The organism is Acinetobacter sp. ANC 3929, assembly GCF_000369405.1.
GTDB lineage: Bacteria > Pseudomonadota > Gammaproteobacteria > Pseudomonadales > Moraxellaceae > Acinetobacter.
Window position 1 is genome coordinate 612,353 of sequence record NZ_KB849994.1, and the last position, 23,895, is coordinate 636,247.

Below are 23,895 nucleotides of genomic sequence, written 5' to 3' on the forward strand. Positions count from 1 at the left end.
GTGAGTACAGGCTATGCAAACTGGACTTAAACAACAGCTTAGTCAATGGATCGCGAAACGTTTCCAGATGGATCACAGTAAAATACTGCGACAGAAGGACGTTTTGGTTTTTATCTATAAACAAGGTTTTTTATATCTTGTCCTGATACTGATCACCTTTATTGCGGGAATTAACTATGCAAATAACCTGATTTTAGGATTTTGCTTTTTAATCAGTGCCATTCTTTGTATTAGTTTTTATCTGACCTTTAAGCAATTACATGGTTTACAAATTGATGTTGTGATGCCAGAGGTTGGGCAAGTCGATCAGGCACTTATTTTAAAGCTGCTATTTAAACAGCCTATTAGTGCTGCACGTTACCTAAGAATCCAATGGCAAAATCAAGAGCAACTTGTTTATCTAGATCAGACTCAACATCGCTTTGAATTGCCTTTTGTAGGAGAAAAACGAGGTTTATATGAGTTTGGTGCTGTTAAAATTTATTCTACTTATCCATTGGGATTAGTACGTGCATGGACTTATTTATATCCAAAACATAAAGTCTGGGTTGCACCGAAGGCCTATGATTGGCAGAAAGAACATAAAAATAAACCGACTTCAGCTCAAGATAGCCTAGATGAATTTAAAGAGCTTCGAGGTTTTCAACAAGGTGATTCTTATCAGAATGTGGCATGGAAACAGGTTGCACGCGGGCAGGGGTTCCTAATCAAAATGTTTGAAGCTCAAGCCAATCATCAACATTTAGAAATTGATTATCAGCAGATTCCAGCTCAAAGCCATGAAGATAAATTAAGCTTTATGATGGGTTGGGTTGAGCAATGTGAACAGTTAGGTGATGATTATGCACTTATTTTGCCGCATGCACGCTTAGAAAGTGGGAAAGGACAATCTCAGTTAATTCAGGCCAAACTTTTATTGGCGCAGGCATAATCATGACTAAGCAAATCTATTTCTGTGTCTTGGCTACATTGGCTTTGGTTTTAATCGGGCAAGTTGCGTTTATACCTGTTACTTTGACTGGTTTATGGGGTGTGGTGTGGTTGCTGTTAGTGCGTCGATACAGCAAACAGAGCTGGGTAGCCTTTCCTAAATGGTTTTTGCTGGTCTTTATTTTATTGTCATTAGGATTGGTTTATCTCAATTATCAGACTTTGTTGGGGGTCGAGGCGGGCGTTGCCTTTTTAAGTACCTGTTTATTTGCCAAATGTTTAGAAGCTAAAAATATTCGTGATTTGTTGATTGTCTTTAATTTTGCTCTATTTGTCAGTGCAAGCTTATTGTTACATAGCCAAGCTTTCTGGATGGCATTGATTGTATTTACAGCCTTTGTGATGTGTTTACTTGGTTTGTATCGGATACAGACAGGATTGTTTAATCAAAAGAAGTTGTCATCAAATCAGCTCAAACAAGATGTGAAGCAAATTTTTAAATTTGTAGGTATTGCAATTCCTTTCTTTTTGATTTTATTCATTTTCTTCCCTAGATTACCACCACTTTGGGCAGTTCCAATTCAAAAGGATCAAGCGACAACAGGCATCAGTGATCGGATGTCACCTGGAGATATTGCGCAATTATCGCAATCTTCGGCATTGGCTTTTAGGGTGGTGGCAGATATGTCGCAATTTCCAGGCAGACCAGAACTGTATTGGAGAGCTTTAGTTTTAGATGAATATGATGGAACCACATGGAACAGCAGTTTTTTTAATCAGCAAATCAGAACAATACAGTCTACTCCTCGTAGCGTACCTTATCAGTATTTAGCAGCAGATGAACAAGCGAATTGGATCATGGGATTGGAATATTCGATTCCACAGGAGCGCTATTTGCAGCTTTATCAAGATCATAGTATTCGTCCATCAAAGCTCATCAAACGTAATGTACCGATACAAATGCTTTGGCTAGGAAGAAGGCCAGCAGAAACAGTGTCTTTATCACCGCGGCAACTAGATTTAAATCTTAAGTTTGATGAAGGTCGGGATATTAAAGCACAGCAACTGGCACATACACTTTTTGAAAAAAGTCACAAGCAACCTGAACAATATCTACAATCTGTGCTGTCATGGTATCGAAAAAATGGTTTTGTATACACGTTGACGCCAGGGACTTTAGGGGGGGATCGTATCGATCAATTCCTGTTTTCTAGTCGGAAAGGTTTTTGTGAACATTATGCTTCAAGTTTTGTCATGTTAATGCGTTATGCAGGGATTCCTGCACGCGTAGTGACAGGCTATCAAGGTGGACAGTTGGCTCCAGATGGACAAAGTTGGGAGGTTCGACAGCTTGATGCGCATGCGTGGAGTGAGGTTTATCTTGATGGAAAATGGAAACGAATTGATCCAACTGCGATGATTGCACCGCAACGAATTGACACAGGCATGCAGGATTATCTGACACAAGATCAAACTGTCTGGGGAGATGAGAGTAAGACTTGGCGTTTACAACAGTTCAAATTTCTAAAAAATATGCGGATTTGGAGTGATTATTTAAGTTATCAATGGCAAAGCAAAGTAGTGGGCTATGATGCAGAAAAACAGAAAAACTGGTTATCTAAATTAGGTCTAGATTCAAGTTATGCTTACGCGCTGGTTTTGATTGTTGCTATCGGAACGATTCTAGTGATCTATGTCGCTATTTATTGGTGGCGACAAACAAGGCAGCAAGCGGGCTATCAAAAAGCTGTTCTTAAGTTTCAAAAGAAGTTGCCTAAAAATTTGCATAAGCAACCAGCTGAAACGTTTCAAGTGTGGATGCAGCGTTTAGCCAGTCAGGTTGAGAATGCTCATATATTTGAACAAACGATTGTGTTATATCAAAAAATTGTTTTTTTAGAGCAAAAGGATAGCGCAAATACTCAAGAGTTTAAGCACTTGCTTAAAGACTGCGCAATTGCACTGAAACAATCTCAAAAAAACTTGTGAAGCTGATAAAAAATGAATATGATGCTTCTCATTCTAGGTGTATAGCTCAGTTGGTTAGAGCGCTACGTTGACATCGTAGAGGTCTCCAGTTCGAGTCTGGATATACCTACCAAGATATTAAAGTCATATAGCTTTTTATGAAGTTACATGAACTCCAAAGCCCTGAATCATAACGATTTAGGGCTTTTTTAATTCTTATACGGTTTATTAAAACTAAAAATTGAAAAGTTTGATGGTAAAGAGAAATTAGACATACCTACATGTTGAATTACTTAGAATTTATTTATAGATATTATTTCAAGATGATAAATTACCTTAATAGAAAATCTAAAGTGTTGCAAATAAATACTAGAAATTAATATCGTATTTTTTCTATTATTTTTAATAACTTAATTTATAGACTTATAAAAAATTAGAGGCACAGGGCAACATAGCTATTTTTTAATGACAGAGGGCAGGGATTACATAGATGATTTAATATAAATAAAACTCACTTAATATGATTTTTTTAATGACTTAAATTTAGCCTTTTGATAGATTATCTCTAGTATATAGGGGTGTTTTTATGACAAGAATTTTAATTGCTTCAATCCTATTGGCCTTGAGTTTAAATGTAACCGCTAATTCAGATTTTAATGCTGATGAAGAGTTAACAAAATTAGGGATTGTTGGGCCAGATTTTAAATTTATAGATCTTGAACGAGCTACGGATTTTTTTAAAAAAACGACAGAGAAGCTATCAAGTTCACTGAATTATAAATCAAATGAATTAGTAAAAATAACATCAGCTTCGACGACACCACACTATTCTGCGGTAACGTTTAGCCCTACTGTAGATGTATCTGAAGCCGAAGAAAAAGATTTAGTTGATTTTATGAATACGCGGGAAGCTGTTCAGGTATGGTGTAAAGAGCTTTTCAATTCTAAATATATGGGTGTAAATGATCATAAGGTTGAAGTGTTATATAAAAATAAAGTTGGAGCCACATTAGGTAATGTTGTTTTGAATAATCAAACGTGTAGGTAGATTATTTTATAAAATTGATTTAAATCAATATCTTATATTTAAAAATTTAAAATCCCCAATTTTTGATTGGGGATTTTTATGTCATAAGAAAAAGATGACCGCTCATGAGAGCATAAACAAACGATTTGCTATGCTGTTGTTTTTATGTTTCTTAATTGTTGATTTTAATCAAAAATTTACAAATTAGGAATGTGTAGTGTATTTCCCTTGTAGAATATTCACATCGTCGCTTAACTCTCCTGTTATAAGGATATCAACAGATTTGTACGATAACGTATTGGAATTATGATTTTTTTATAAATGCCCAAGCGCTATAAGATGGCTTTGAGGATAGCGAAATTAATGAAACATTTTATCTTAACCAGTGTAACTGCAATAGTTGCAGTATTTTCTACACATACCATGGCTCTAGACTTTGTTGCAGGTAAAGATTATACGGTAGTACAGAATCCAGAAAAGACGTCTATGCCCGATAAAATCGAGGTGCGTGAGTTCTTTTGGTATGGTTGTACGTATTGCTTTAAATTAGAACCACATATGCAAACGTGGTTAAAGAAAATTCCAAATGACATCTATTTTCTTCGCACGCCAGCGGCAATGACCCCAATGTGGGAGCAAGGCGCACGCGCATATTATGTGAGTGAGGCATTAGGCGTGCGTAAACGGACACATTTACCGTTATTCCATGCCAATTTTTCAGGTAACCAAAGAATTTTACAAAAGGATGCTTTCGCAAAATTCTTTACTCAATATGGTGTACCTGAGAAAAAATTTAATGCGATGTTTGATTCTTTTGCAATCACTGCCAAAATTGCTGAATCCAATCAATTAGCTCGGAAGTATCAACTTACGGGTGTTCCTGCTTTGGTTGTAAATGGCAAATATATCGTTCAGGGCGGTGATGAAAAAGTCATTCAAGTGGTTGAATATCTTGTGGATAAAGAACGGAAACAGAAATAATTTTTAGGTCTTCTAAATAGCTGTATTTTTATTTGCCTATATGGAGAAAAATGTCTTATTCACCGGGGTCATCATTTATTTTGTTTCGCTTTTTTCAGACTCAAAAGGGTGCTTGACCCAATCGAATAATGGTGCTAATTTAATCAATAAGGAAGTCATATACTATTTGGGATTTAAGAGAAATCTTGCCTAAATGAACAAAGATATGACAACCTGAACACGCAGCTAACAACGAACGAAACGATTCAGATCGTTTTTAAAAATGTTCAAGGTTGTAGAAAAGCCCGTTAATCGGGCTTTTTTAATGTCGACTATTTTTGAATAAAATTTAAGCTATAGTGAAATAAAGATTGGGGGAGCAATAGGGGATTGTGATGCTGATGTTTATTATTTTAGTCATTTTGATTGGCTTAGTTTTATTATTTTTTTTTGCAAACAAAACAGGTGCTACACAGGATACTACGGATTATAGTCATCCGTATTCTTCAACAATTTCGAGCTGCGATTCATTTCAGGACAATAACGATACGCATATGGATGATTGTCGTGCAAATGCTGATTCGAATTCTGACTCAAGCAGTTGTGACAGTAGTAGCAATGATTAAAAAAGCTTGTACCCCTTGAGGGTAAGAGGTACAAGCTAAACTGGGTTTAAGGTAAGTCAAACCAAATCATCTGGCTGTCTTGTAATGCAGTAATGGTTGCTGTTTCATCAAACAGTAAAGCATCACCTGCTTTGACAAGGTGATCAGCAATCATGACTTCGCCTGAAATCACGTGCACATAGTTCACTTTTTTCTGTGCGGTAATTTCTAAATGTTGATCTTTCTCAATGACAGCAGTTTTCACTTCCGCATTTTGACGAATGGACATTGGTGCAGATGCATCACCAGCAATCAAGTGCCATTGGTTTGGATGATCTTTCGGGTTAAGCTGAATTTGCTGATAGGTTGGCTCAGCATCTTGCACATTCGGTTGAATCCAAATCTGTAACAGATGCACCGCTTTATCATGCTTGTTCATTTCACTGTGGGTGACCCCTGTTCCGGCACTCATCAATTGCCATTCACCTGCATTGATTTGACCTTCATTGCCCATACTGTCTTTGTGGGAAATGGTGCCATCAAGTACACAGGTTAAGATTTCCATGTTGTCATGAGGATGGGTACCGAAACCATTATGTGCTGCAACCGTATCATCATTAATCACGCGTAGGGCACTGACACCCATATATTTAGGGTTGTACCAGCTACCAAATGAAAAGCTATGATAGGTGTCTAACCAACCTGCTTTAACATGACCACGATTTTCACTACGATGTAGATAAGCATTCATCTTTCATCTCCTAATTATTATGTTTTGCTTGATGTTCATATTATCGATTCATAATGGTGATAAATAGTCTTTTATTGCGACATATTGTTCTATAAATGAAATGATTGAATATTTAAATTTTTATTTCAAATAATAAAAAAGGCTGAATCAAATATTCAGCCTTTTCAAGTTGGTAAATGAATTTACCAATCTTTTATTTTGATTTATTTTCTAGCTGTGGAATTGCAGAACCTTGGCCAACAGCAAGTAAACCTGTTTCAGTATAGATACCGAGTTTTGCACGGGTATCGGTAATGTCGAGGTTACGCATGGTCAACTGACCGATACGATCCATTGGGGTAAACATCGAATCACCTTTCTCCATCGTCAAACGCTCAGCCTCATAGGTGAGGTTCGGAGATTCAGTGTTCATGATGGTGTAATCATTACCACGACGTAATTCGAGTGTTACAGTACCCGTAATCGCTTTAGCAACCCAACGCTGTGAAGTTTCACGTAGCATTAATGCTTGTGAATCGAACCAACGGCCTTGGTAAAGTAAACGACCTAAACGTAGACCATTAATGCGGTATTGTTCGATTGTATCTTCGTTATGGATACCTGTTACCAAGCGCTCATAAGCAATGTGTAACAAAGCCATGCCCGGTGCTTCATAGATACCACGAGATTTCGCTTCGATGATACGGTTTTCGATTTGGTCAGACATGCCTAGACCATGACGACCACCGATGCGGTTTGCTTCTAAAATGAATTCAACTGGATCTTCGATACGTTGACCATTCAGTGCAACTGGCATACCTTCTTCAAAAGTAATGCTCACTTCTTCTGGCTGGATGTCAACGTCATCTTTCCAGAATGCAACACCCATGATTGGGTCTACGATTTTAATACCAGCATTCAAGTATTCTAAATCTTTGGCTTCGTGCGTCGCGCCCAACATATTTGAGTCAGTTGAATAGGCTTTTTCTTTTGACATTTTATAGTCAAAACCGTTGTCGATTAAGAATTGCGACATTTCGGCACGGCCGCCTAACTCATCAATAAAGGTTTGGTCTAGCCAAGGCTTATAGATTTTGAGGGCAGGGTTAGTTAATAAACCGTAACGATAGAAACGTTCAATATCGTTGCCTTTATAAGTAGAACCATCACCCCAGATGTTTACATCATCTTCTTTCATCGCGGTAACAAGCATTGTGCCTGTCACTGCACGACCTAAAGGTGTGGTATTAAAATAAGGCACACCGCCAGTGCTGATGTGGAACGCGCCACATTGAATTGCAGCAATACCTTCAAGTGCAAGTTGTAAACGACAATCGATTAATCGAGCTTTGACTGCGCCGTACTGTTCAGCTTTCTTTGGAATAGCATCATAGTCATCTTCATCAGGTTGACCCAGATTTGCAGTATATGCATAAGGCTCTGCGCCTTTCTGTTTCATCCATAATAAAGCTGCTGAAGTGTCTAAACCACCAGAGAAGGCAATCCCAACTTTTTTACCTACTGGTACATGCTGCAAGATCGTTGCATTATCAGTCATTGCTAGTCCTAACTATTTCGAAATAGGCACCCTAATACATCGGTGACCAAAGAGAATTTATACGCTCAGTACTATATCACTTTTCAAATCGATTTTTTTTGTGTTGGGAAAGGAATTCTTTTTTTTTCATTTAAAAAATAGATTAACATCGGAAAAGTATAAAGTTTTGCGATAAGTATTCACCGTAATGCATTACGTCTTTATGGGCTTTGATAAGCCAAGTGGTGAGGGTGAGAGAAAGGCTGCAAAACTTATCGCTAACATTCAAATTGATTTCAAAGTGCATCATTTAAGCCAATAAATTGCTTCTCAATCGGTGTAAAGGCATGGTCCTGACGTGCAATGAGATACAAGCCGATATCTCGATACTGCTCAGGTGTTTCTCGATAATATTGGATCTTGTATTTTTCGATCAATGATTTGGCAATCATCGAAATACCCATGCCTAACTGGGTAAAGTGAATTAAAGCTTCATGATCATAAATATGGGTGAGTTCACCTTTTGTAAGATTATAGTCCGTATAGATACTGTCTAAAGTTGTCGCATAGCAACATTGTTCAGAAGCCAGCAAGATATTTTGATGATTCAGACAGTCTTCAAGACTCTCGTGGTTGATCATGTTTTTACCAATAATCACCAATTGGTCATCAGCCTTTTGAATGTATTGCAGATTTTTGTGTTTAGGATGTCCTAATGCATAGGCGATATCTAGATTTCCAGCCAAGATCTCATCTTCAAGATAGCCTGTAGGACCTGTTTTTATGGTGATAGAAAGGTCAGGATAAGCTTCATAGAGTTTGCTAAAAGAGGGATAAAAACGCATACCTCCTAGACTGGTATTGGTTCCAAAACGCAAGACACTTTCTTGTTGATAGATCTTATTTTCTGTTTCTTCCCAAGTAAAAATCATCTTTTTGTATTGGGCATATAAGTTCATGCCAGATTCAGTGAGTTCAACACCTTTGGGTTTACGAATAAACAGTTGGCGTTTGTAGTGATTTTCAATTTTTTTGATTTTCGCTGTCATATTGGACTGTAAATAATTCAGCTTATTTGCCGCTGCTGTAATGCTTTTAAGCTCAGCAACAGTAACAAATGATCGGATATCGCTAATATCAATATTCACATGAAGTCCTCAATATTTCATTCTAAACAATTTTAAAATGGCATTACAGCATTCAGATTGAAATAGGCATCAAAAAAAATGATGTATCTATTAAAACATAGCATTATTCATGATGTTATTTGTTTTATACACTAGAGTGACTTTCTAAGGGTTGAGTACAACACGTGAATATTCGAGTCGTTAGTGCAATCGCATTGCTATGCTTGGTGTGGGGATCTTTATGGGGACTGGTCAAACATAGTCTGCAAGTGTTTCCGCCATTCCTCTTTATCTCTACACGTTTGATTTTAGCGGCATTGACATTGATGGTAGTACAACGATGCCTAAAAAAATCCATTTTTCCAAAACACGCTGAATGGAGGTCATTGATTATTCTAAGTATGTTGATCTGCTTTGGTTTCTACGCCACTCAGACTTTTGCTATGCAATTTGTAGACTCAGGCTTATCTGCGGTACTTGTGTTTACCATGCCAATTTTTATTGGTGTGTTAGCACATTATTTCTTAAATGAAAGGTTGAATACGCAGAAAATCTTGGGTCTCATTTTAGGAACCTTAGGGCTTGTCGCAATTTTATGGCCTCAACTCCATCATGTGCATATGAATATGTCACTGCTTGGACAAGTCTTATTGATTGGTTCTGGCTTGTTCTGGGCATTATCTACAGTCTATATCAAAAAGAATTTTGCGACTTATGACAAAATCAAACTGACCATTTGGCAGCTATTATTAGGTGGAAGTTTAATGTTTGTCATGGCCTTATTGTTTGAACCTGTCGATGCTCAGGTTTGGTTAAATCCTTTAAATGAATCAGTATTGTTTTATATTGCAGTGGTTGGAACTGGTTTTGCATTTGTACTCTGGAACTGGATTGTAAGTCAGGTCGATACCTTTATTGCATCTATTTCGATTATGTGTATTCCAATTTTAAGCTTATTGTTTGGTTATCTGGTTTGGCATGAGCCCTTAACACTCAATATCTTAATTGGCGCAGCATTTATTTGCTTGGGAATTGTGATGAGTTCTTTAAAAATAAAAGTACAGAAAAATCGCTTAGCTTATTCAGGCAATCAACAGCGTTAAATGATGGATATACAGAATTCGCTATAAGATTTGAAAATAAATTTCAATAAATCAAAAGCATTGAATATTTCATCCGAAAGAATCAGCTATGTCGTATATGGCTGATTTTTTTATTTTTTAGATGAACCTTTTGGGAGTGTTTATCAATTGAGTTATTTGCATTGTGATTTATTTAGGCCATAAAGATTGACATAAGAGGTCGTATTGACTCTTTCAACACTGAAAATTTTATAAATAGTCATCCCAAATAAATAAAAAAGTATTAAAGTACTATGCAACAAGTTGCAAAGCCAAAATTATAGAAGGAATACCATGACTAGCTATGCAAATATCTTAAAACCATTACATTTGGGTTTTACTACCATTAAAAATCGTGTCGTAATGGGCTCAATGCACTCAGGTTTAGAAGATCGTTTTTTCAATTATCCTAAACTTGCGGCTTATTTCGGTGAGCGAGCAAAGGGTGGGGTTGGCTTGATCATCACTGGAGGAATTTCTCCAAACCGTCAGGGCTGGTTGCTCCCTGCGGGTGGAACGATGAATAGTTTGGCGGATATTCCTCATCATCGTTTAGTTACACATGCCGTACATAAGCATGGCGCAAAAATTTTGATGCAAATTTTACATTCTGGTCGTTATGGTTATCATCCATTTTCGGTTTCATCATCTCCGATTCAAGCACCAATTAATCCATTTAAACCTCGTCAAATGTCAGATGCTCAAATTCTTGCAACCATTGATGATTACGCGCGTTGTGCCAGCTTGGCAAAAAAAGCAGGTTATGACGGCGTAGAAATTATGGGTTCAGAAGGTTATTTAATTAACCAGTTCTTAAGTAGTCATGTGAATAAGCGTACTGACCGTTGGGGCGGTGATATCGACAATCGTATGCGTTTCCCAGTGGAAATTGTAAAAGCGATTCGCGCTAAAGTGGGTGAAAAATTCATTATTGCATTCCGCTTGTCTCTGCTTGATTTGGTACATGATGGCAATACCATGCACGAAGTGATTGTGGTTGCCAAAGCATTGGAAAAAGCTGGAATTACGCTGTTAAATACAGGGATTGGCTGGCATGAAGCACGTGTCCCAACTATTGTGACTTCAGTTCCTCGTGCTGCATTCGTAGATTATACCGCTGCGGTAAAACAACATGTTTCCGTACCTGTGATTGCATCGAATCGTATCAATATGCCTGATGTGGCCGAAGAGATTATTGCTTCTGGCAAGGCCGATATGGTGCAAATGGCGCGTCCATTCTTGGCTGATGCGTACTGGGTAAATAAAACCGCGACCAATCGTGTTGATGAAATTAATACCTGTATTGCATGTAACCAAGCGTGTTTAGATCATGCATTTAAGAATGAGCGCGTCAGCTGTTTAGTCAATCCGCAAGCGTGTCATGAAACAGAATTGGTTTATATCAAAACCAAAAAACCAAAGCGTATTGCTGTTGTCGGTGGTGGTGTGGCGGGGATGTCAGCTGCAACAGTTGCGGCAAGTCGTGGTCATGCGGTGACATTGTTTGAAGCCAATAATGATGTCGGTGGTCAGTTTAATTTGGCCAAAGTTGTACCAGGTAAAGAAGAGTTCCATGAAACGATTCGTTATTTTAAAGTACAACTCAAACAAACCGGTGTTGATGTACGTTTAAATACGCGTGCTAGCCGTGAACAGTTAGAACGTGAAGGTTTTGATGAAGTTATTGTGGCAACTGGTGTTGTACCACGAGCATTAAAAATTCAAGGCAGCACAGCACCACAGGTGTTGTCATATGCAGAAGTATTGCGTGGTGCCGAAGTTGGACATAAAGTTGCGGTGATTGGCGCAGGTGGTATTGGTTTTGACGTTTCAGAGTTTTTATTAAAGCCACCGCATCAACCTCAGCCACAACCTTTGGCAGACTGGCAGCGTGAATGGGGTGTTGATCCAAATCCGAATTATATGTCTGAGGGTGGTACACAACGTCCAGAGGTGGAGATTCCAATTCGCCAGATTTATTTATTGCAACGTAAAACAACTCCGCTGGGTATCGGACTAGGTAAAACCTCTGGTTGGGTGCATCGAGCACAATTGAAAAAACATGCGGTACGTATGCTTCGTGGTGTGCAATATAAAGCAGTCACCGATGAAGGTTTATGGGTCGAGCATAATGGTCATGATCAATTATTGCGTGTCGATACGATTGTGGTCTGTGCAGGGCAGGAATCGGTTAAAGATTTAATGCCAAAAGACGGTGAAAGTACCTCTGCGAACTACCATATTATTGGTGGTGCGAAGCTGGCAGCCGAGCTTGATGCTAAACGTGCGATCCGAGATGGTGCTGAATTGGCCGCTAAACTCTAAAATTGATGAAACATTATGCATTTGAATACATTGCAGTTAAATTTCTCTTGTATAAAGAGGGCAAGCTTTGTATTCTTACGCACATGGAAGCGTGGCAGAGCGGTTTAATGCACCGGTCTTGAAAACCGACGAGGGTGTGAGTCCTCCGTGAGTTCGAATCTCACCGCTTCCGCCAAATTCAAGTTTCTGACACTGTTTAACACTATATAAGTTTATGATTTATAAGGTTAAAGTTAGAAATTAACAATATGACAGGCCGTGACGCACTACGCCAATCGGTGGTTATAAAGTAGTAAAAAATGCAGTAAGATTATTTCTTACTGCATTTTTTTATGTCTGAATTATGGCAACTCGTGGAATCAATAAGCTTAGTGCTTTACAAGTTAAAAAAGCCAAACCTGATCCTGACAAGATGTATAAGCTGTCAGACGGTGGAAATTTGTATTTGCGTATTGACCAAAGCGGTAGCAAGTACTGGATCTTCAATTACACACGTCCGTTCTTAGCCAAACGTAATGATTTATCTTTAGGGACTTATCCTGAAGTTTCGTTAGATGATGCCCGCACTATTCGTGATGAATATAAAAAACTCATCAAGCAGGGTATTGATCCAGCAATGGAGCGGATTGAAACCAAGTCCCAGAAACAGAAAGAAGCAGAAAATACCTTTCGTATTGTTGCAGAAGCATGGCTGTATAAACGTGAGTTGGAACAAAAACAAGATGAAGAGACGATCCGTCGTTTAAAGCACGATGTCTATCCCTACGTTGGTGATTTGACCTTTCCTCAGCTTACTCTAGAAATTCTTGAGATTAAGGTCTTTAAGCGCATTATTGAGCGTGGAGCATTGTCTGTTGCCAAACGGCTTAAATCAGACCTCAACCAAATCTTTAAATCAGCGCGTAAGAAAAAGCTGATCCAATATAATCCAATTGAAGATATAGAATTACCAAAACCTCAAGGCGGAAACTTTGCAGCCGTGACAGAAGAGCAAGACCTAGCTCCGATGCTGAATAAAATTTGGAACTATTCTAAGCTTTATACACGCTGTTTACTGACCACACAGGTAGCGTTAAAAATCTCGGTACTGACCTTTCAGCGACCTGGGGAGATACGCAAGCTTAAAAAGGAATATTTCTATCGTGAGGAACGCTGCTTTAAATTTACAGCCAGTAAAACCAAGCAACTTCATATTGTACCATTGTCAGATCAAGCCTTTGACTTGATTGAGTCAATTATTGATCTGCATCCATACAGTGAATACATCTTTGTGGGTCGGGATGGTAAAACCTTTATTTCTGACAATACCATCAACTCTGCTTTAAAACGCTTGGGCTATGGTGGGGAACAGACGGCACATGGTTTTAGGGCAACTGCTCGTACCATGCTGGATGAGATTTTGGAGCAGCGTGTTGACTTTATTGAACATCAGTTAGCCCATAAGGTAAAAGACAACAATGGCACAGCCTACAACAGAACTAAGTTTTTAAATAATCGTCGGGAAATGATGCAGGAGTGGGCTGATTATTTAGAATCTTTGAGTGAGTTGAAATAGTTAATAGACGACTTGCTTAAAAATGTAGTAGGACTTAAGGGAATTAAAATTATTAATAAAAGTGGTATTTTTTATTCTCAATAAGGAAAATACTTATTGATTTTGCTGAATATTTAATGGAAGATCGAATTCGAAGCTTCTTAAGGCTTTAAAATAATTCAATTTTAAAATCATTAATATAAGGCAATAAATATGGCTAAATGGCAAGTAAGTGTAAGATGTGAAAATAGTGTGAGAAATGTACAAGTAGAAGCTGAATCAGAAAACACAGCCTGTAATCTGGCAATGGATAAAGTTCGCTACCTTTCTACTGAACGAAATCAAAATAAACAGATTAGTGTGCATGCTATAAAAAGATTGAATTAATTTTTGCTTACACTTACATGTATTACTAGTAATTAGGTCGTTCATTTTAAACAGATAAGGCGGAGATTAAATAAATATTAGTTCAAAGTATAAGTTAAGAATTTTTAAAATTAACATTTCATACTTTATGCTCAAGTAACGTATTAAAACAGCCTGTCATCGACAGGCTGTTTTATTTATGCTGCTTGATTATTTTTTTGTTCAAGCCAAGCATTGATTTGGTTTTCAGCCCATGTTGGCATACTTGCGGTCAGGTAGGTCGGTGCAGGGAAGTCACCACGACGTACCATCTTCCAAAAAGTAGATTCTGCGATATTCAATAAGCCTTTGCTGGAAGGCTTGTATGAAACTCTGCGTCTACGGCCACTACGATCCACATAGTCCTTTGCTGGGCGTTCAGGATAGTTCACTAAATCTTTTACACGATAACGGGACTCTAACATTTTACTAATTTCCATTGAGCCAAATTTTACTCAATCATCAATCCGATTTCATCAAACTTTTCGTGTGATGCCGTTTCAATGACTGTTCATGGTCCCATGGTAATTATTTAATTAGATAAGTCCTATGATACTAGGATTGTGAATAAATACTTTACTAGAATATGTGCTAAAATTTTAATTAATAAGTTATTTTAATTTTGATGATGAAAAAAATTAACGATGAAGACATCAATATATTAGAGGCAGAAATGCTTAATTGTTACCTTTACCATGCAGGTGATACAGGGACTTTAAATGAGCAGGAGGAGTTCTCTGCTGACGAAATTATGTTTATAAAAAAATGTATGGTTGATGAGATTTCACTCAGAGGAGAAGCTCAACTCTCACAGTTGCATGAACTGAATTTGTTATTAAATCATATTGCTCAACTAAAAGAAGAATTATTGGGGTTGGACGATAAGCAAAAAAATAAACACAGCGTGATTGGCTATAAACGAATACTTTATGCCTATCTAGCGCTTGATTTTGATCAGCATGTTTTTCAGCACCCAAAGTTACAACGCCGAATCAATGGTATAAAGAATGTGAAAAAGCGTTATGAAGGTAATCTCTATGAAAAGCGAGAGATCATTTATAGGGTATTACGAGAAACTGCAAAAATAAAAGGACGCTGGAAATGTGTTACGGCTGCAATTAATGATGTTTACCCGACACTGGAAAAAGAGCTTAAAGCTTTTGATCAAAATTGGATTAAAAATCGTATAGCAGAAAATACCGGCAAAATTGCAGAATTACAGGATGCTTTAGAAAATAATAAAAAACGATATGAGGGATCTTGTGATATCAAAATTCAGGATCGAACCTATATTAACTACATTAAAAGTCTGGAAGAAGAAAATAGAGAATTTAGACGAGCTTTAAACGCCCATAATGTTGCAGATATTTTGAAGAAAAAAATGGCTTTTAACTCGAATGATCAAGAACAGACACTTCTTAATCATGTGCGGAACTGCCCAGAGCTGCTTGCAAAGATTATTGAAAAAGATTCCAAATAGGGGGGTGGTAATGGGGTGGTGAAGAATAAACGTTTAGGCCAATCAATGGTGCCGATTTAGTAGATGAATTACGATGGATATTGCAGAATTTAAGTTACCTTTAGCAGCTGATAGAGACTAGGAATTTAGCTATTCAACACTTACATTAGTTAAGCAGTTCAATGTAAGAGGGGTCACATTTAAATAAATGGTGGGAGATGATTCCTATAGATTGGTTCCCATGATTCTTAATCCTGTTTTTACCGCTAAAACTCATTTTGTTCTTTTGGTTAGGGGTAGGCGGTGTTCTACGACCAGACCTCTTTTTAATTTTTCTGAGTCTATTTTTTCTGTAGCTGTTGTGCGTCTATATAAAGTTCGAGGTTGATCTGTTTGGCCTTGGGTAAGTTCCGTGCCAAGAGCATCATTTTTTTGTTCGGTATATCCAGTATTTTTACTTTCTGTCTCGGATAAGGTCATTTTATTTTGAAGGAGGGGGTTAGGGAAGGCATGGTTGGTAGTCTCATTCATAGATTTGATGTCGTGACATGATTCTGTAAGGGGCTGATTTTTGTTCTCAGATTGCATTAGATGTAGAGAATTTTCATCAATATTGTTTAAATCGTTTTCTAGCTTTTCTTGTGAATTATTCTCATTTATAAATGGGGTGGGAGTAGATCTTAGGAGTAAACTCTGCCGATGGCTTGCAAGCTCTGCCAAATAGGTTTTTTCACGCTCATAAGCTAATTCTAGCTGTTTTTGCAAGGTGATATTTTGCAAATGCATCATGTTTAAAATATGTCTAAAATTTTCTTGATGATTTATCTTCGTTTTCTTAATTGCTAAAGAGGTGATAACCTGTAACGCATCTTCATAATTTATTTTACCATTTAAAATCATTAATTTACCTATTTTTTTAAGATAGTAAATTTTTGATCTAGAGAGACCTGTCAGTTCGCTTAGTTCAATAACAGTTACTTCTTTCATGATTAAATTGTGTCCAAAATTAGTATAATTAGACATAATTTTATAAAAAAATTGACCGATTTGCCATAATTAAATTAACTCTTTAAGTGAGTTAGAGATTTAAAAAGATGTAGTTATATTATTCACTGTGCATAATGTTTTTATTTATTGTGAATGATGGTAAAATTTTATGTGAATAATAGTAAAAATAACTGTGCTTAATGAGATGGAGTTTATTGTATAGTTTGACTCAATCCAGCTAATATAAAGGATATTCACTGGTTTTGGGTATGTTAATGAATAATTATAAGCTAATAATTAAAGATAAAGATCTATTTGATTTATTTTTTAATCAAGTTCCTTATATCTGGCAAGCTTTAGATCGCTCCGTGAAGCAAGATCAGGCGTACCAACCTGCTTGTTTATATAAAGAATCGGTTCAGGTTGTTCGGGCAATCAATAAGTTTGTAGATGATTTGAAGTCAGGAAGTTTGCCTCGGGCGACTCAGTTGGGAATTAGTGTGACTGGGCATGCTGAATTTGACCCTTTATTTCTTGTTTATTTTAAGGCCCTTCAATTTGAGCGCAAAATGTTCGATATGACCTATCTCGAGCTTGGGTTAAATTGGGTTTATTATCAAAAATTTTTAGAAGAAGATGCAGTTAAGCTACCAAATAATATTCCTTGTATTGAACAGGTTCTGTCGGGTTCTGGTGGTTTGCAGGAACGAAAGCAACAATGGTCACCTTCAAAATTCCATTATAAAAAAGCATGGCGATTGATGAATTTCTTTTCTGAGTTGCAGAAAAGTCCTTTATATATCGAAGAAACCAATAGACAGGTTCAGCAGGTCGTAGAGAATATTAATTCTGCTTTTGCACATTTTGATACGCTTTTATCAATACAGCAGGAAGTGTATACCTTGGTGATTGATATTCGTTTCTTGAGTACAGTGAATCAAACTGAGAATGAACCGTTAGAGCAATTGATTGAAAAAGTACTTAGAGATCGGGCTGATCTACAGCATGCGATTTTTCAATTGATCCCAGATTGGCTGCATGTATATACCAAGCTTGAGCATGATTATCAAAATGGTTTAAAGCTTTCATGTGTTTTTATACTAAGAAGTTACAACATTGATCAGGAAGACGTTATTGTTGCTCATCTACAAGCATTATTGAGGAATAATTTTAGTCACTATGATGCGATTGATGTCGTTAATGGAAATGAGTTTGTACGAACACATGGTAAGAAACATGCTGTTGGTCGTATTGGAATAAATACGCCTGTTCGGATTGAACAATTTAAGTATTGGGTACTCAGCTATTTTTATAAAAAGGATTCATTTGCCAAGCTCATACATCCTGAAATACCTTTTGAGGTGAGTGAGGACTTTAAGCATCAGAATTGGCAACAGCCTGAGATAAAGAAACAAGCTGTGTCATCCAAGGTAAGCCCTCCAGCTAAAAATCTTGCGCAGGTATTGCAGGAATACAAAGTACCAAAAGGCATATGGGATGTTAAACATCTTGTGAAGCGTGTAGCGGATCGTTTGCTCGTTAGTCAGATTTACTACAAAGAATTTTGTGCTGAACAAGGTATGTCAACACAGTATGGTGAGTGGTTGTTCCAAATTGAAGTATTTATTGAGACTTTGTTACACAATCAACAACCAGCCTTTAATGAGGTGAGATTAGCGCATCAGACCTACTTTTTGAATGCTAGAGATATGCAAACATCCACCACACAGCTTGGTCAGCAGTATTTATCGCTTATGAAGCAGATTGCAGTTGATTTTAACCTTTTGGGGCTGATTGATCGTTTAATTCAAAACTACGGTTTACGTACATGGTGGTTTGGGCATGAAGACAATTTGAGCTTGCGGATGAATATTCAACAGATTTTTACAGGCCTTATATTTGATCAGCCAGTCGACTCTGCTGTGTTAGGTCAGTTAAATACTAACCTCCAAGCTGTAAGGAATTATTTTCTTGAACAACAAAGACTAGAAGTAAATAAGCGTGAACTTTTGGAGAAGCATTATGCTCAAGCTGTACGGAGGCATACGTATACGCGAGAATACCTGAATAGCGTATTAGAGCAGAATTGTTGGGCTTATCGTATTACTGTCGAGGTGGGTTCATCAAAGGGATGTTTAAAACAGTCTGAACTATCAAAACTATTTACTGAGTTCATGCGCTTAGCAAAGCGAGCTAAACCTTGTTATTGGTTGCGTGGCTACATAGGTATTTGGCAAGAGAAAAACTGGCCGATGGTTTCAGAATTTACATTAGATGTCGTATTGTTCTTTAATGACCGTTGTCAGGCACAATTACAAACCTTAGTCTACGATCTAAATCAGCGCTGGAACAACTTTCTTGATACTAAAGCTGCCCAGACTTTAAGGCTGCAAGATGCAGAGAATATAAAGTACTATGGCGCAATTAAACCGAAAATATTAATGCGTTCTGTTGATGGATTGAATACAGAGGATAAGCCTCAGAATACTTATTATGTTTGTCTTGAAGCACATGATCGTAAAATGAAAAAAATATTCATTGAACATGTCATACCCTATTTCGCTTATCGGGATGTATTCCATGCTCCGTTTAGTCAGACAGTTCCCAAAGCTTTTATTAAAGGTGTGATACTTAAAAAATAGTTGGCTTTAGCATTGAGCAAGTTCATTTTAATCCACTCATTAATTTCAAAGGCGGACCTGCCAATAGGATTTGTGATTAAGTGAACCTGTTCAGGGAAGGGGGGATTATAGTAATCGGATTTATAGTCTAACAAGTTGTAGAACGTGACACGACTTGGGTTCGCAATAAAAGCTAATTTCTGCCCTAACTCTCGTAAATGAGATTTTCTCTGAAAATACAGGGTTTGTAGGATGGGGGAAGATTTGATTGATCTATGAGTCGATTGATTTTGCAGCTACTGAGTCTTGTGATAAGTCGGTAAATAATATTATTAAATTAATAAACACTTAATAATATTCAATCATAAACACTTCACTAAGATACTCATAGTGAAATTAGAGACTTAATCGTGATGTCTACTGAATCTTGATACCGTCAATCAATACGCTACTATCCCTCAATACAACACATCAGATCAGTACCGAGATTGATCAGGGGGGAGTGGATTCGCCATGTAGGCATCTTTATACATAAAAAAATAATGTTGTCTCCTTAGTTATGTACCAAACATAACGAAGGAGTATCTCAATGCAATATGACCTATCTCATCAAGCTGGCGTCATGACAGCCGTACATGGCTTTGTTGACTGGGTGCTGAATCTGGAGCTAAATCAATCTTCCTTTATCACGCATCTTTGCTCACTGATTCCTGCATTTCAGATCTTTGATCAAGACGGTATTGAGTACAGTGCATCCATTCAGGCTTTTAAAGATATGACTCAAGCAATTGAGGTACTAAGAGGGACTTTATGTCTTGAGGATTATTTGTTACAGCTATCTTCAATTGAAGTATTAAAGTTAGTGCGAAGATTGAAAGATCACCGTAGTTTGATTCTAGATGAGATTCGCTTATTCAGGCAGCAGGAATCAGATAATCAAACCAGCTTTTTGACTTATGTTCAGCAAATGATTCAAGATCATTATCAAGTTCTGATTGTCCGTGTGGATTTAGGTTATTTAAAGAAATTTATGTCGAATGTCACAGTTCATGACTTCTATCTCCATATTCAGTCTCTATGCAAGTACCTAAAAGATAAGAATGGCTGTTTTAAGCATATATTGGGTTATGGTTTAGCTTTAGAGCAAGGGTGTTATACAAAGGGCTACCATGCGCATCTGATGTTGATCTACAACGGCTCAGAACGTTGTCAGGATTGGTTTCTAGGGGATCAGGTCTTACAAAAGTGGCAGACTATTACCCATGATTGGGGATATGGGAGGAATAGCAATACTAAAGAAAACAAAGAGCAGTTTGCCAATAAAGGCTTACTGGGTATTGGCAGGATTCACCGTAAACATCCAAAAGAACTTCAAAATGCTTTGAATGTTGCCAGATACTTAACCAACCCAGAAAAGTATCTACAACAGATGTTAGTTAAACCGATTAATAAAAGAACATTCTTTAAAGGCATTTACCGAGTGCATGGGCGTAACTATCAACTCATATCCGATTAAGTGCCTGTAAAAAAATATGGATGAAACAGTTCTATGAAATCCACAACCTTGTAGAACAACCTCCATGGATATTACACACATTGAACACCAAACAGCACCACGCCTAGAGAAAGATGTGCATGACTTTTTTACTCAGGCACGCTATGGGGCTTCAGGTCCCAAGAAAAGCGATGTTGAAAATGAAAAGAATCTGAAACAGGAATGGTCACAGGTTTTTTTAGATTATTTTGGCGACTGGAATTTTTTGATGTATTCGCATCGAGATGCTGAGCTTGGCTTTTGGATTACTCAATTTCGAAATGCTTATTATTGTGTGCTATCACAAGTAAACCCGTATGCACGTTACTTTATACCAGATACGACACATACTAAGAAATGGATGATTGAACAGATTCTTGAAAAACTAAAGACACTATTTAAGACGACAGGCTTTAATGAGCGTTTACATCAGTACAATGACCAATATGACAAGCATATCAATCAAATTCGAGACTCGTATATTGAGGTCAGCAAGACAAGTGTAGATGCACCAGATATCAAATTTTATCTGAGCTTCCCATCAGAGACAGAGAAACTGCAAACGATTGATTGGGTGATTAAATCATTTCGAAAATTTGAAAAAAACTTGAAATGCCAACCTTGGTTTAGAGGCCAAGTCATATTTACCTACTATCACTTAATTCGTGATAGCTACAGAAACTGCTATGTCATCCGTTTTTACTTAACCTTTCAAAAAGTTTTTTATTCTATCGATACGAATTATTCAGCTTTGATACTGCGATTATGGCAGGAAGCAACGGATGGATTAGGAACATTATTGATTGTAGATGAGGAGCCATCTAAGCAACCATCAGGTAATCCTTTTGGTTTAGGTCGTGATGACGTTCTGGCATTTCCTGAGCCACAAGACCCATTAGATGATTTAGATAACGTGCCTGAAGTTGCTTCTAGTGTATCTGAAAAGATGAATAAGATTTGTATCCTAACACGTGGGTTTAAAGCCTTTCATGGAAAAAAATGGTGATTGAATCAAATCAAATGTAAAACAATTGACCTCTGTATCTATTTGATTAGATACAGAGGAGTTTGAGGGCATATATTTTTTTACGGTGATGGACATGATATGTGCAGAAAGAACGCCTTCATACCACATCGGAGTACATCAGATGAACGCGTTAAATTCACAAACATTTCAGATCAATCAAATTTTAAACATCAGGCAACTAGTTGAAATCACAGGGCTGAGTCGTGCCATAATTTATTCACTTCTAGACCCCAAATCAAAATATTACGAAGCCAGTTTTCCGCAGCAGATTAATTTAACGAGCAATCGAGTTGGTTGGGTTGCGCATGAAGTGAATACGTGGATTGATAAAAAGATCAGTGAACGTGGAATCAGTACTAATTGAATAAAAGCTATGAATTAAGATTGTTGCCCCATCAGTTGTAATACAAGCGCGTAAGCAAAATAAGGAAAAATTTATTCAGCAATGAAGAATGCTTGAGGTGGGGTAAAATCTAAGATTTGTTTACAGAAACGGGGCTGTTCATCTTTTTATTAATCACGAAAGGTGAATTCGTTATATGGATGAGAATATTCTTGCCTATACTTTGGACCACGAATACATTTGGGTCGCAACATTTATCTCCGTCAAGTTTACTACTGGTAAATTATATATCAGAATAGAACACTATGATTTTGGGTATATTAAGTTTATTTGTTATTCAAAATGACAAATATAATCTACGACTTCACTTGTATGAATCTTAAATTGGCTATGGGCTGGGATTTGAAACGACTCACCAGATTTAAAGATTTTTATGTCAGGCACATGACCAATTTGCACACTACATTCCCCAGAGATAATTTCCATACGTTCGGCTAGATGAGTCTTAAAAGTTAGTGGTTCCTCAGATGGAAGAATTACACCTAAAGTTTTTTTAGTTCCGTCTTTTAATACAATAGCATGGCTGATCGATGCGCCATTAAAATGAACATTGGCTTTCTTTTTTATTGAAATAAAATCAAATTGCTCTGACATAGGCTGGTTCCTAATATTTAATGTATTGAGACTATATTAATAAATTATACTAAAAATTCTCAAGGATTTAATGATTGATAAATTCTGACTAGATCATGGTTGATTCACTTACATTATGGCGTGTCGAATAAGCTATAAACAGCTAAACGTATTGACACCCTTTACTTCGCTGATTATCCTTGGCTTGCTGACCTACATTGTCAGTCGGTTTTGACGGACCGTTTTGTAAGACGACATCAGAGTTTTCCCTTCTGAGGGCTGACTTTGTGTGTACTTCTCGTCCTTCTCTCGTTGCGGTAGGGCGAGAGAGGGACACCTTCGGGTGTGCTGGAGTCTTACCCAGTCCGTCAACCCTTTCTCGTTCTGCCACCATAATCTTTGTATTTTGGGCAGAACTCCAAGTTGATAACGGAGTCGACCATGTGCACTACATTCTTAAATTATCATTCTATTTTTACCCCAGTGCTGTGTACGGCTTTGTCTTCACTAGACCAATAACAGCATACATAAAACAATAATTTTATCTGGGGTAAACAAATGAAGGATCTCTATCCTCTGTTTGTCTGTGTGCTCGGATCATTTTTACTGATCGGCTGTGGAAATAAAAATGCTTCCACTGAAGTTTTACGCCCTGACGAAAATGCAGCACTCAGCCAACGACTTGAACCAACACATCGACCTATTCTGGTCGAAGCCAAAGCATTACAACCTTTCTTAAATCAACAACAACTGCCCGATGTAGATGTCTCAGGCTTCCGTGACTATCTGCATGCCCAATCAGGCAATCGATCTGCATTGCTACAATTCCGAGAAAAACTGCAACTCAAGCCAAATCAAATCTTGGTCTTAGGGATAGAAAAACCCAACAAAGAATTGCTACTGGAATTTCCAAACAATGATTTATTTACCAGTGCCAATGATTTAGTGATTAACCATGCACGAATGCTGAAGACCCCAGTTGCAGGAGAGAGCAAAGGCGAATTTGAAACTACGGAGCAATA

At 37.4% G+C, this 23,895-nt stretch carries 20 protein-coding genes, 2 tRNA genes and 1 pseudogene; 17 read left to right on the forward strand and 6 right to left on the reverse strand.

What is annotated here, in order from left to right:
• Nucleotides 1–13: 13 nt before the first annotated feature.
• From F909_RS16760 to F909_RS16735, 6 genes are all read left to right on the forward strand, one after another.
• Nucleotides 14–931, forward strand: coding sequence for a DUF58 domain-containing protein (locus tag F909_RS16760; RefSeq protein WP_005145960.1), 918 nt, complete (start codon nt 14–16; stop codon nt 929–931).
• 2 nt (nt 932–933) lie between these two features.
• Nucleotides 934–2,919 carry a transglutaminase TgpA family protein gene (locus F909_RS16755; protein WP_005145967.1) on the forward strand — a complete coding sequence of 662 codons (1,986 nt, stop codon included), beginning with the start codon at nt 934–936 and terminating at the stop codon, nt 2,917–2,919.
• Between the two features lie 35 nt (nt 2,920–2,954).
• Nucleotides 2,955–3,031: transfer RNA gene (locus tag F909_RS16750), tRNA-Val, on the forward strand.
• Between the two features lie 453 nt (nt 3,032–3,484).
• On the forward strand, nt 3,485–3,946 hold the full coding sequence (locus F909_RS16745) for a hypothetical protein (protein WP_005145970.1): 462 nt from the start codon (nt 3,485–3,487) through the stop codon (nt 3,944–3,946).
• A 342-nt stretch (nt 3,947–4,288) separates the two neighbouring features.
• On the forward strand, nt 4,289–4,906 hold the full coding sequence (locus tag F909_RS16740) for a thiol:disulfide interchange protein DsbA/DsbL (protein WP_005145973.1): 618 nt from the start codon (nt 4,289–4,291) through the stop codon (nt 4,904–4,906).
• A 374-nt stretch (nt 4,907–5,280) separates the two neighbouring features.
• Nucleotides 5,281–5,511 carry a hypothetical protein gene (locus tag F909_RS16735; RefSeq protein WP_005145977.1) on the forward strand — a complete coding sequence of 77 codons (231 nt, stop codon included), beginning with the start codon at nt 5,281–5,283 and terminating at the stop codon, nt 5,509–5,511.
• A 46-nt stretch (nt 5,512–5,557) separates the two neighbouring features.
• Here the strand turns inward: F909_RS16735 and F909_RS16730 are convergent, their stop codons facing one another.
• The 3 genes from F909_RS16730 to F909_RS16720 form a co-directional block, all read right to left on the reverse strand.
• Nucleotides 5,558–6,241 carry a pirin family protein gene (locus F909_RS16730; RefSeq protein WP_005145979.1) on the reverse strand — a complete coding sequence of 228 codons (684 nt, stop codon included), beginning with the start codon at nt 6,239–6,241 and terminating at the stop codon, nt 5,558–5,560.
• A gap of 193 nt (nt 6,242–6,434) precedes the next feature.
• Nucleotides 6,435–7,778: an argininosuccinate synthase gene (gene argG / locus F909_RS16725; protein ID WP_005145982.1), complete on the reverse strand. Its 1,344-nt coding sequence runs from the start codon at nt 7,776–7,778 to the stop codon at nt 6,435–6,437.
• Between the two features lie 275 nt (nt 7,779–8,053).
• Complete coding sequence (locus tag F909_RS16720) at nt 8,054–8,905, reverse strand: LysR family transcriptional regulator (RefSeq protein WP_005145986.1); 852 nt, start codon at nt 8,903–8,905, stop codon at nt 8,054–8,056.
• A gap of 164 nt (nt 8,906–9,069) precedes the next feature.
• On the opposite strand from F909_RS16720, the gene F909_RS16715 reads away from it, so the two are divergent.
• The 5 genes from F909_RS16715 to F909_RS21100 all read left to right on the forward strand — a co-directional run bounded on the left by F909_RS16715 (nt 9,070) and on the right by F909_RS21100 (nt 14,251).
• Nucleotides 9,070–9,987 carry a DMT family transporter gene (locus F909_RS16715; protein ID WP_005145989.1) on the forward strand — a complete coding sequence of 306 codons (918 nt, stop codon included), beginning with the start codon at nt 9,070–9,072 and terminating at the stop codon, nt 9,985–9,987.
• 312 nt (nt 9,988–10,299) lie between these two features.
• A complete protein-coding gene (locus F909_RS16710) occupies nt 10,300–12,330 on the forward strand; it encodes an NADPH-dependent 2,4-dienoyl-CoA reductase (RefSeq protein ID WP_005145990.1) in 2,031 nt (676 codons plus the stop codon).
• Nucleotides 12,331–12,415: 85 nt separating this feature from the next.
• Nucleotides 12,416–12,505: transfer RNA gene (locus F909_RS16705), tRNA-Ser, on the forward strand.
• 168 nt (nt 12,506–12,673) lie between these two features.
• A complete protein-coding gene (locus F909_RS16700) occupies nt 12,674–13,885 on the forward strand; it encodes a tyrosine-type recombinase/integrase (protein WP_005145992.1) in 1,212 nt (403 codons plus the stop codon).
• Between the two features lie 192 nt (nt 13,886–14,077).
• Nucleotides 14,078–14,251: a hypothetical protein gene (locus F909_RS21100; protein ID WP_005145993.1), complete on the forward strand. Its 174-nt coding sequence runs from the start codon at nt 14,078–14,080 to the stop codon at nt 14,249–14,251.
• 176 nt (nt 14,252–14,427) lie between these two features.
• On the opposite strand, the gene F909_RS16695 is transcribed toward F909_RS21100, so the two are convergent.
• A complete protein-coding gene (locus F909_RS16695; protein ID WP_005145996.1) occupies nt 14,428–14,694 on the reverse strand; it encodes a helix-turn-helix transcriptional regulator in 267 nt (88 codons plus the stop codon).
• A gap of 203 nt (nt 14,695–14,897) precedes the next feature.
• Here F909_RS16695 and F909_RS16690 point away from each other — a divergent pair, with 203 nt between their 5' ends.
• Complete coding sequence (locus F909_RS16690; protein WP_005146000.1) at nt 14,898–15,749, forward strand: hypothetical protein; 852 nt, start codon at nt 14,898–14,900, stop codon at nt 15,747–15,749.
• Nucleotides 15,750–16,001: 252 nt separating this feature from the next.
• Here F909_RS16690 and F909_RS16685 read toward each other — a convergent pair whose 3' ends face one another.
• Complete coding sequence (locus tag F909_RS16685; RefSeq protein WP_032877559.1) at nt 16,002–16,751, reverse strand: hypothetical protein; 750 nt, start codon at nt 16,749–16,751, stop codon at nt 16,002–16,004.
• A 239-nt stretch (nt 16,752–16,990) separates the two neighbouring features.
• Between F909_RS16685 and F909_RS16680 the strand changes: the two genes are divergently transcribed.
• From F909_RS16680 to F909_RS16665, 4 genes are all read left to right on the forward strand, one after another.
• A complete protein-coding gene (locus F909_RS16680; protein ID WP_032877561.1) occupies nt 16,991–19,357 on the forward strand; it encodes a hypothetical protein in 2,367 nt (788 codons plus the stop codon).
• 568 nt (nt 19,358–19,925) lie between these two features.
• Nucleotides 19,926–20,852, forward strand: a complete 927-nt coding sequence (locus F909_RS16675) for an inovirus-type Gp2 protein (protein WP_005146007.1) — start codon at nt 19,926–19,928, stop codon at nt 20,850–20,852.
• Between the two features lie 64 nt (nt 20,853–20,916).
• The gene (locus F909_RS16670) at nt 20,917–21,876 is read left to right on the forward strand and encodes a hypothetical protein (RefSeq protein WP_005146008.1); all 960 of its coding nucleotides are present in this window, start codon (nt 20,917–20,919) and stop codon (nt 21,874–21,876) included.
• Between the two features lie 142 nt (nt 21,877–22,018).
• Entirely contained in the window at nt 22,019–22,261 is a 243-nt protein-coding gene (locus F909_RS16665; protein WP_005146011.1) for an AlpA family phage regulatory protein, read from the forward strand.
• Nucleotides 22,262–22,573: 312 nt separating this feature from the next.
• On the opposite strand, the gene F909_RS16660 is transcribed toward F909_RS16665, so the two are convergent.
• Entirely contained in the window at nt 22,574–22,894 is a 321-nt protein-coding gene (locus F909_RS16660; RefSeq protein WP_005146015.1) for a pyrimidine/purine nucleoside phosphorylase, read from the reverse strand.
• A 537-nt stretch (nt 22,895–23,431) separates the two neighbouring features.
• On the opposite strand from F909_RS16660, the pseudogene F909_RS16655 reads away from it, so the two are divergent.
• A pseudogene (locus F909_RS16655) lies at nt 23,432–23,895 on the forward strand (hypothetical protein); the annotation flags it as partial.

Excerpts from the sequence above, each read along its gene's own strand:
- F909_RS16760 (WP_005145960.1), top strand. The coding sequence starts at position 14 with ATGCAAACTGGACTTAAACAACAGCTTAGTCAATGGATCGCGAAACGT.
- F909_RS16755 (WP_005145967.1), top strand. The coding sequence starts at position 934 with ATGACTAAGCAAATCTATTTCTGTGTCTTGGCTACATTGGCTTTGGTT.
- F909_RS16745 (WP_005145970.1), top strand. The coding sequence starts at position 3,485 with ATGACAAGAATTTTAATTGCTTCAATCCTATTGGCCTTGAGTTTAAAT.
- F909_RS16740 (WP_005145973.1), top strand. The coding sequence starts at position 4,289 with ATGAAACATTTTATCTTAACCAGTGTAACTGCAATAGTTGCAGTATTT.
- F909_RS16735 (WP_005145977.1), top strand. The coding sequence starts at position 5,281 with ATGCTGATGTTTATTATTTTAGTCATTTTGATTGGCTTAGTTTTATTA.
- F909_RS16730 (WP_005145979.1), bottom strand. The coding sequence starts at position 6,241 with ATGAATGCTTATCTACATCGTAGTGAAAATCGTGGTCATGTTAAAGCA.
- argG (WP_005145982.1), bottom strand. The coding sequence starts at position 7,778 with ATGACTGATAATGCAACGATCTTGCAGCATGTACCAGTAGGTAAAAAA.
- F909_RS16710 (WP_005145990.1), top strand. The coding sequence starts at position 10,300 with ATGACTAGCTATGCAAATATCTTAAAACCATTACATTTGGGTTTTACT.
- F909_RS16700 (WP_005145992.1), top strand. The coding sequence starts at position 12,674 with ATGGCAACTCGTGGAATCAATAAGCTTAGTGCTTTACAAGTTAAAAAA.
- F909_RS21100 (WP_005145993.1), top strand. The coding sequence starts at position 14,078 with ATGGCTAAATGGCAAGTAAGTGTAAGATGTGAAAATAGTGTGAGAAAT.
- F909_RS16695 (WP_005145996.1), bottom strand. The coding sequence starts at position 14,694 with ATGTTAGAGTCCCGTTATCGTGTAAAAGATTTAGTGAACTATCCTGAA.
- F909_RS16690 (WP_005146000.1), top strand. The coding sequence starts at position 14,898 with ATGAAAAAAATTAACGATGAAGACATCAATATATTAGAGGCAGAAATG.
- F909_RS16685 (WP_032877559.1), bottom strand. The coding sequence starts at position 16,751 with ATGTCTAATTATACTAATTTTGGACACAATTTAATCATGAAAGAAGTA.
- F909_RS16680 (WP_032877561.1), top strand. The coding sequence starts at position 16,991 with ATGAATAATTATAAGCTAATAATTAAAGATAAAGATCTATTTGATTTA.
- F909_RS16675 (WP_005146007.1), top strand. The coding sequence starts at position 19,926 with ATGCAATATGACCTATCTCATCAAGCTGGCGTCATGACAGCCGTACAT.
- F909_RS16670 (WP_005146008.1), top strand. The coding sequence starts at position 20,917 with ATGGATATTACACACATTGAACACCAAACAGCACCACGCCTAGAGAAA.
- F909_RS16665 (WP_005146011.1), top strand. The coding sequence starts at position 22,019 with ATGAACGCGTTAAATTCACAAACATTTCAGATCAATCAAATTTTAAAC.
- F909_RS16660 (WP_005146015.1), bottom strand. The coding sequence starts at position 22,894 with ATGTCAGAGCAATTTGATTTTATTTCAATAAAAAAGAAAGCCAATGTT.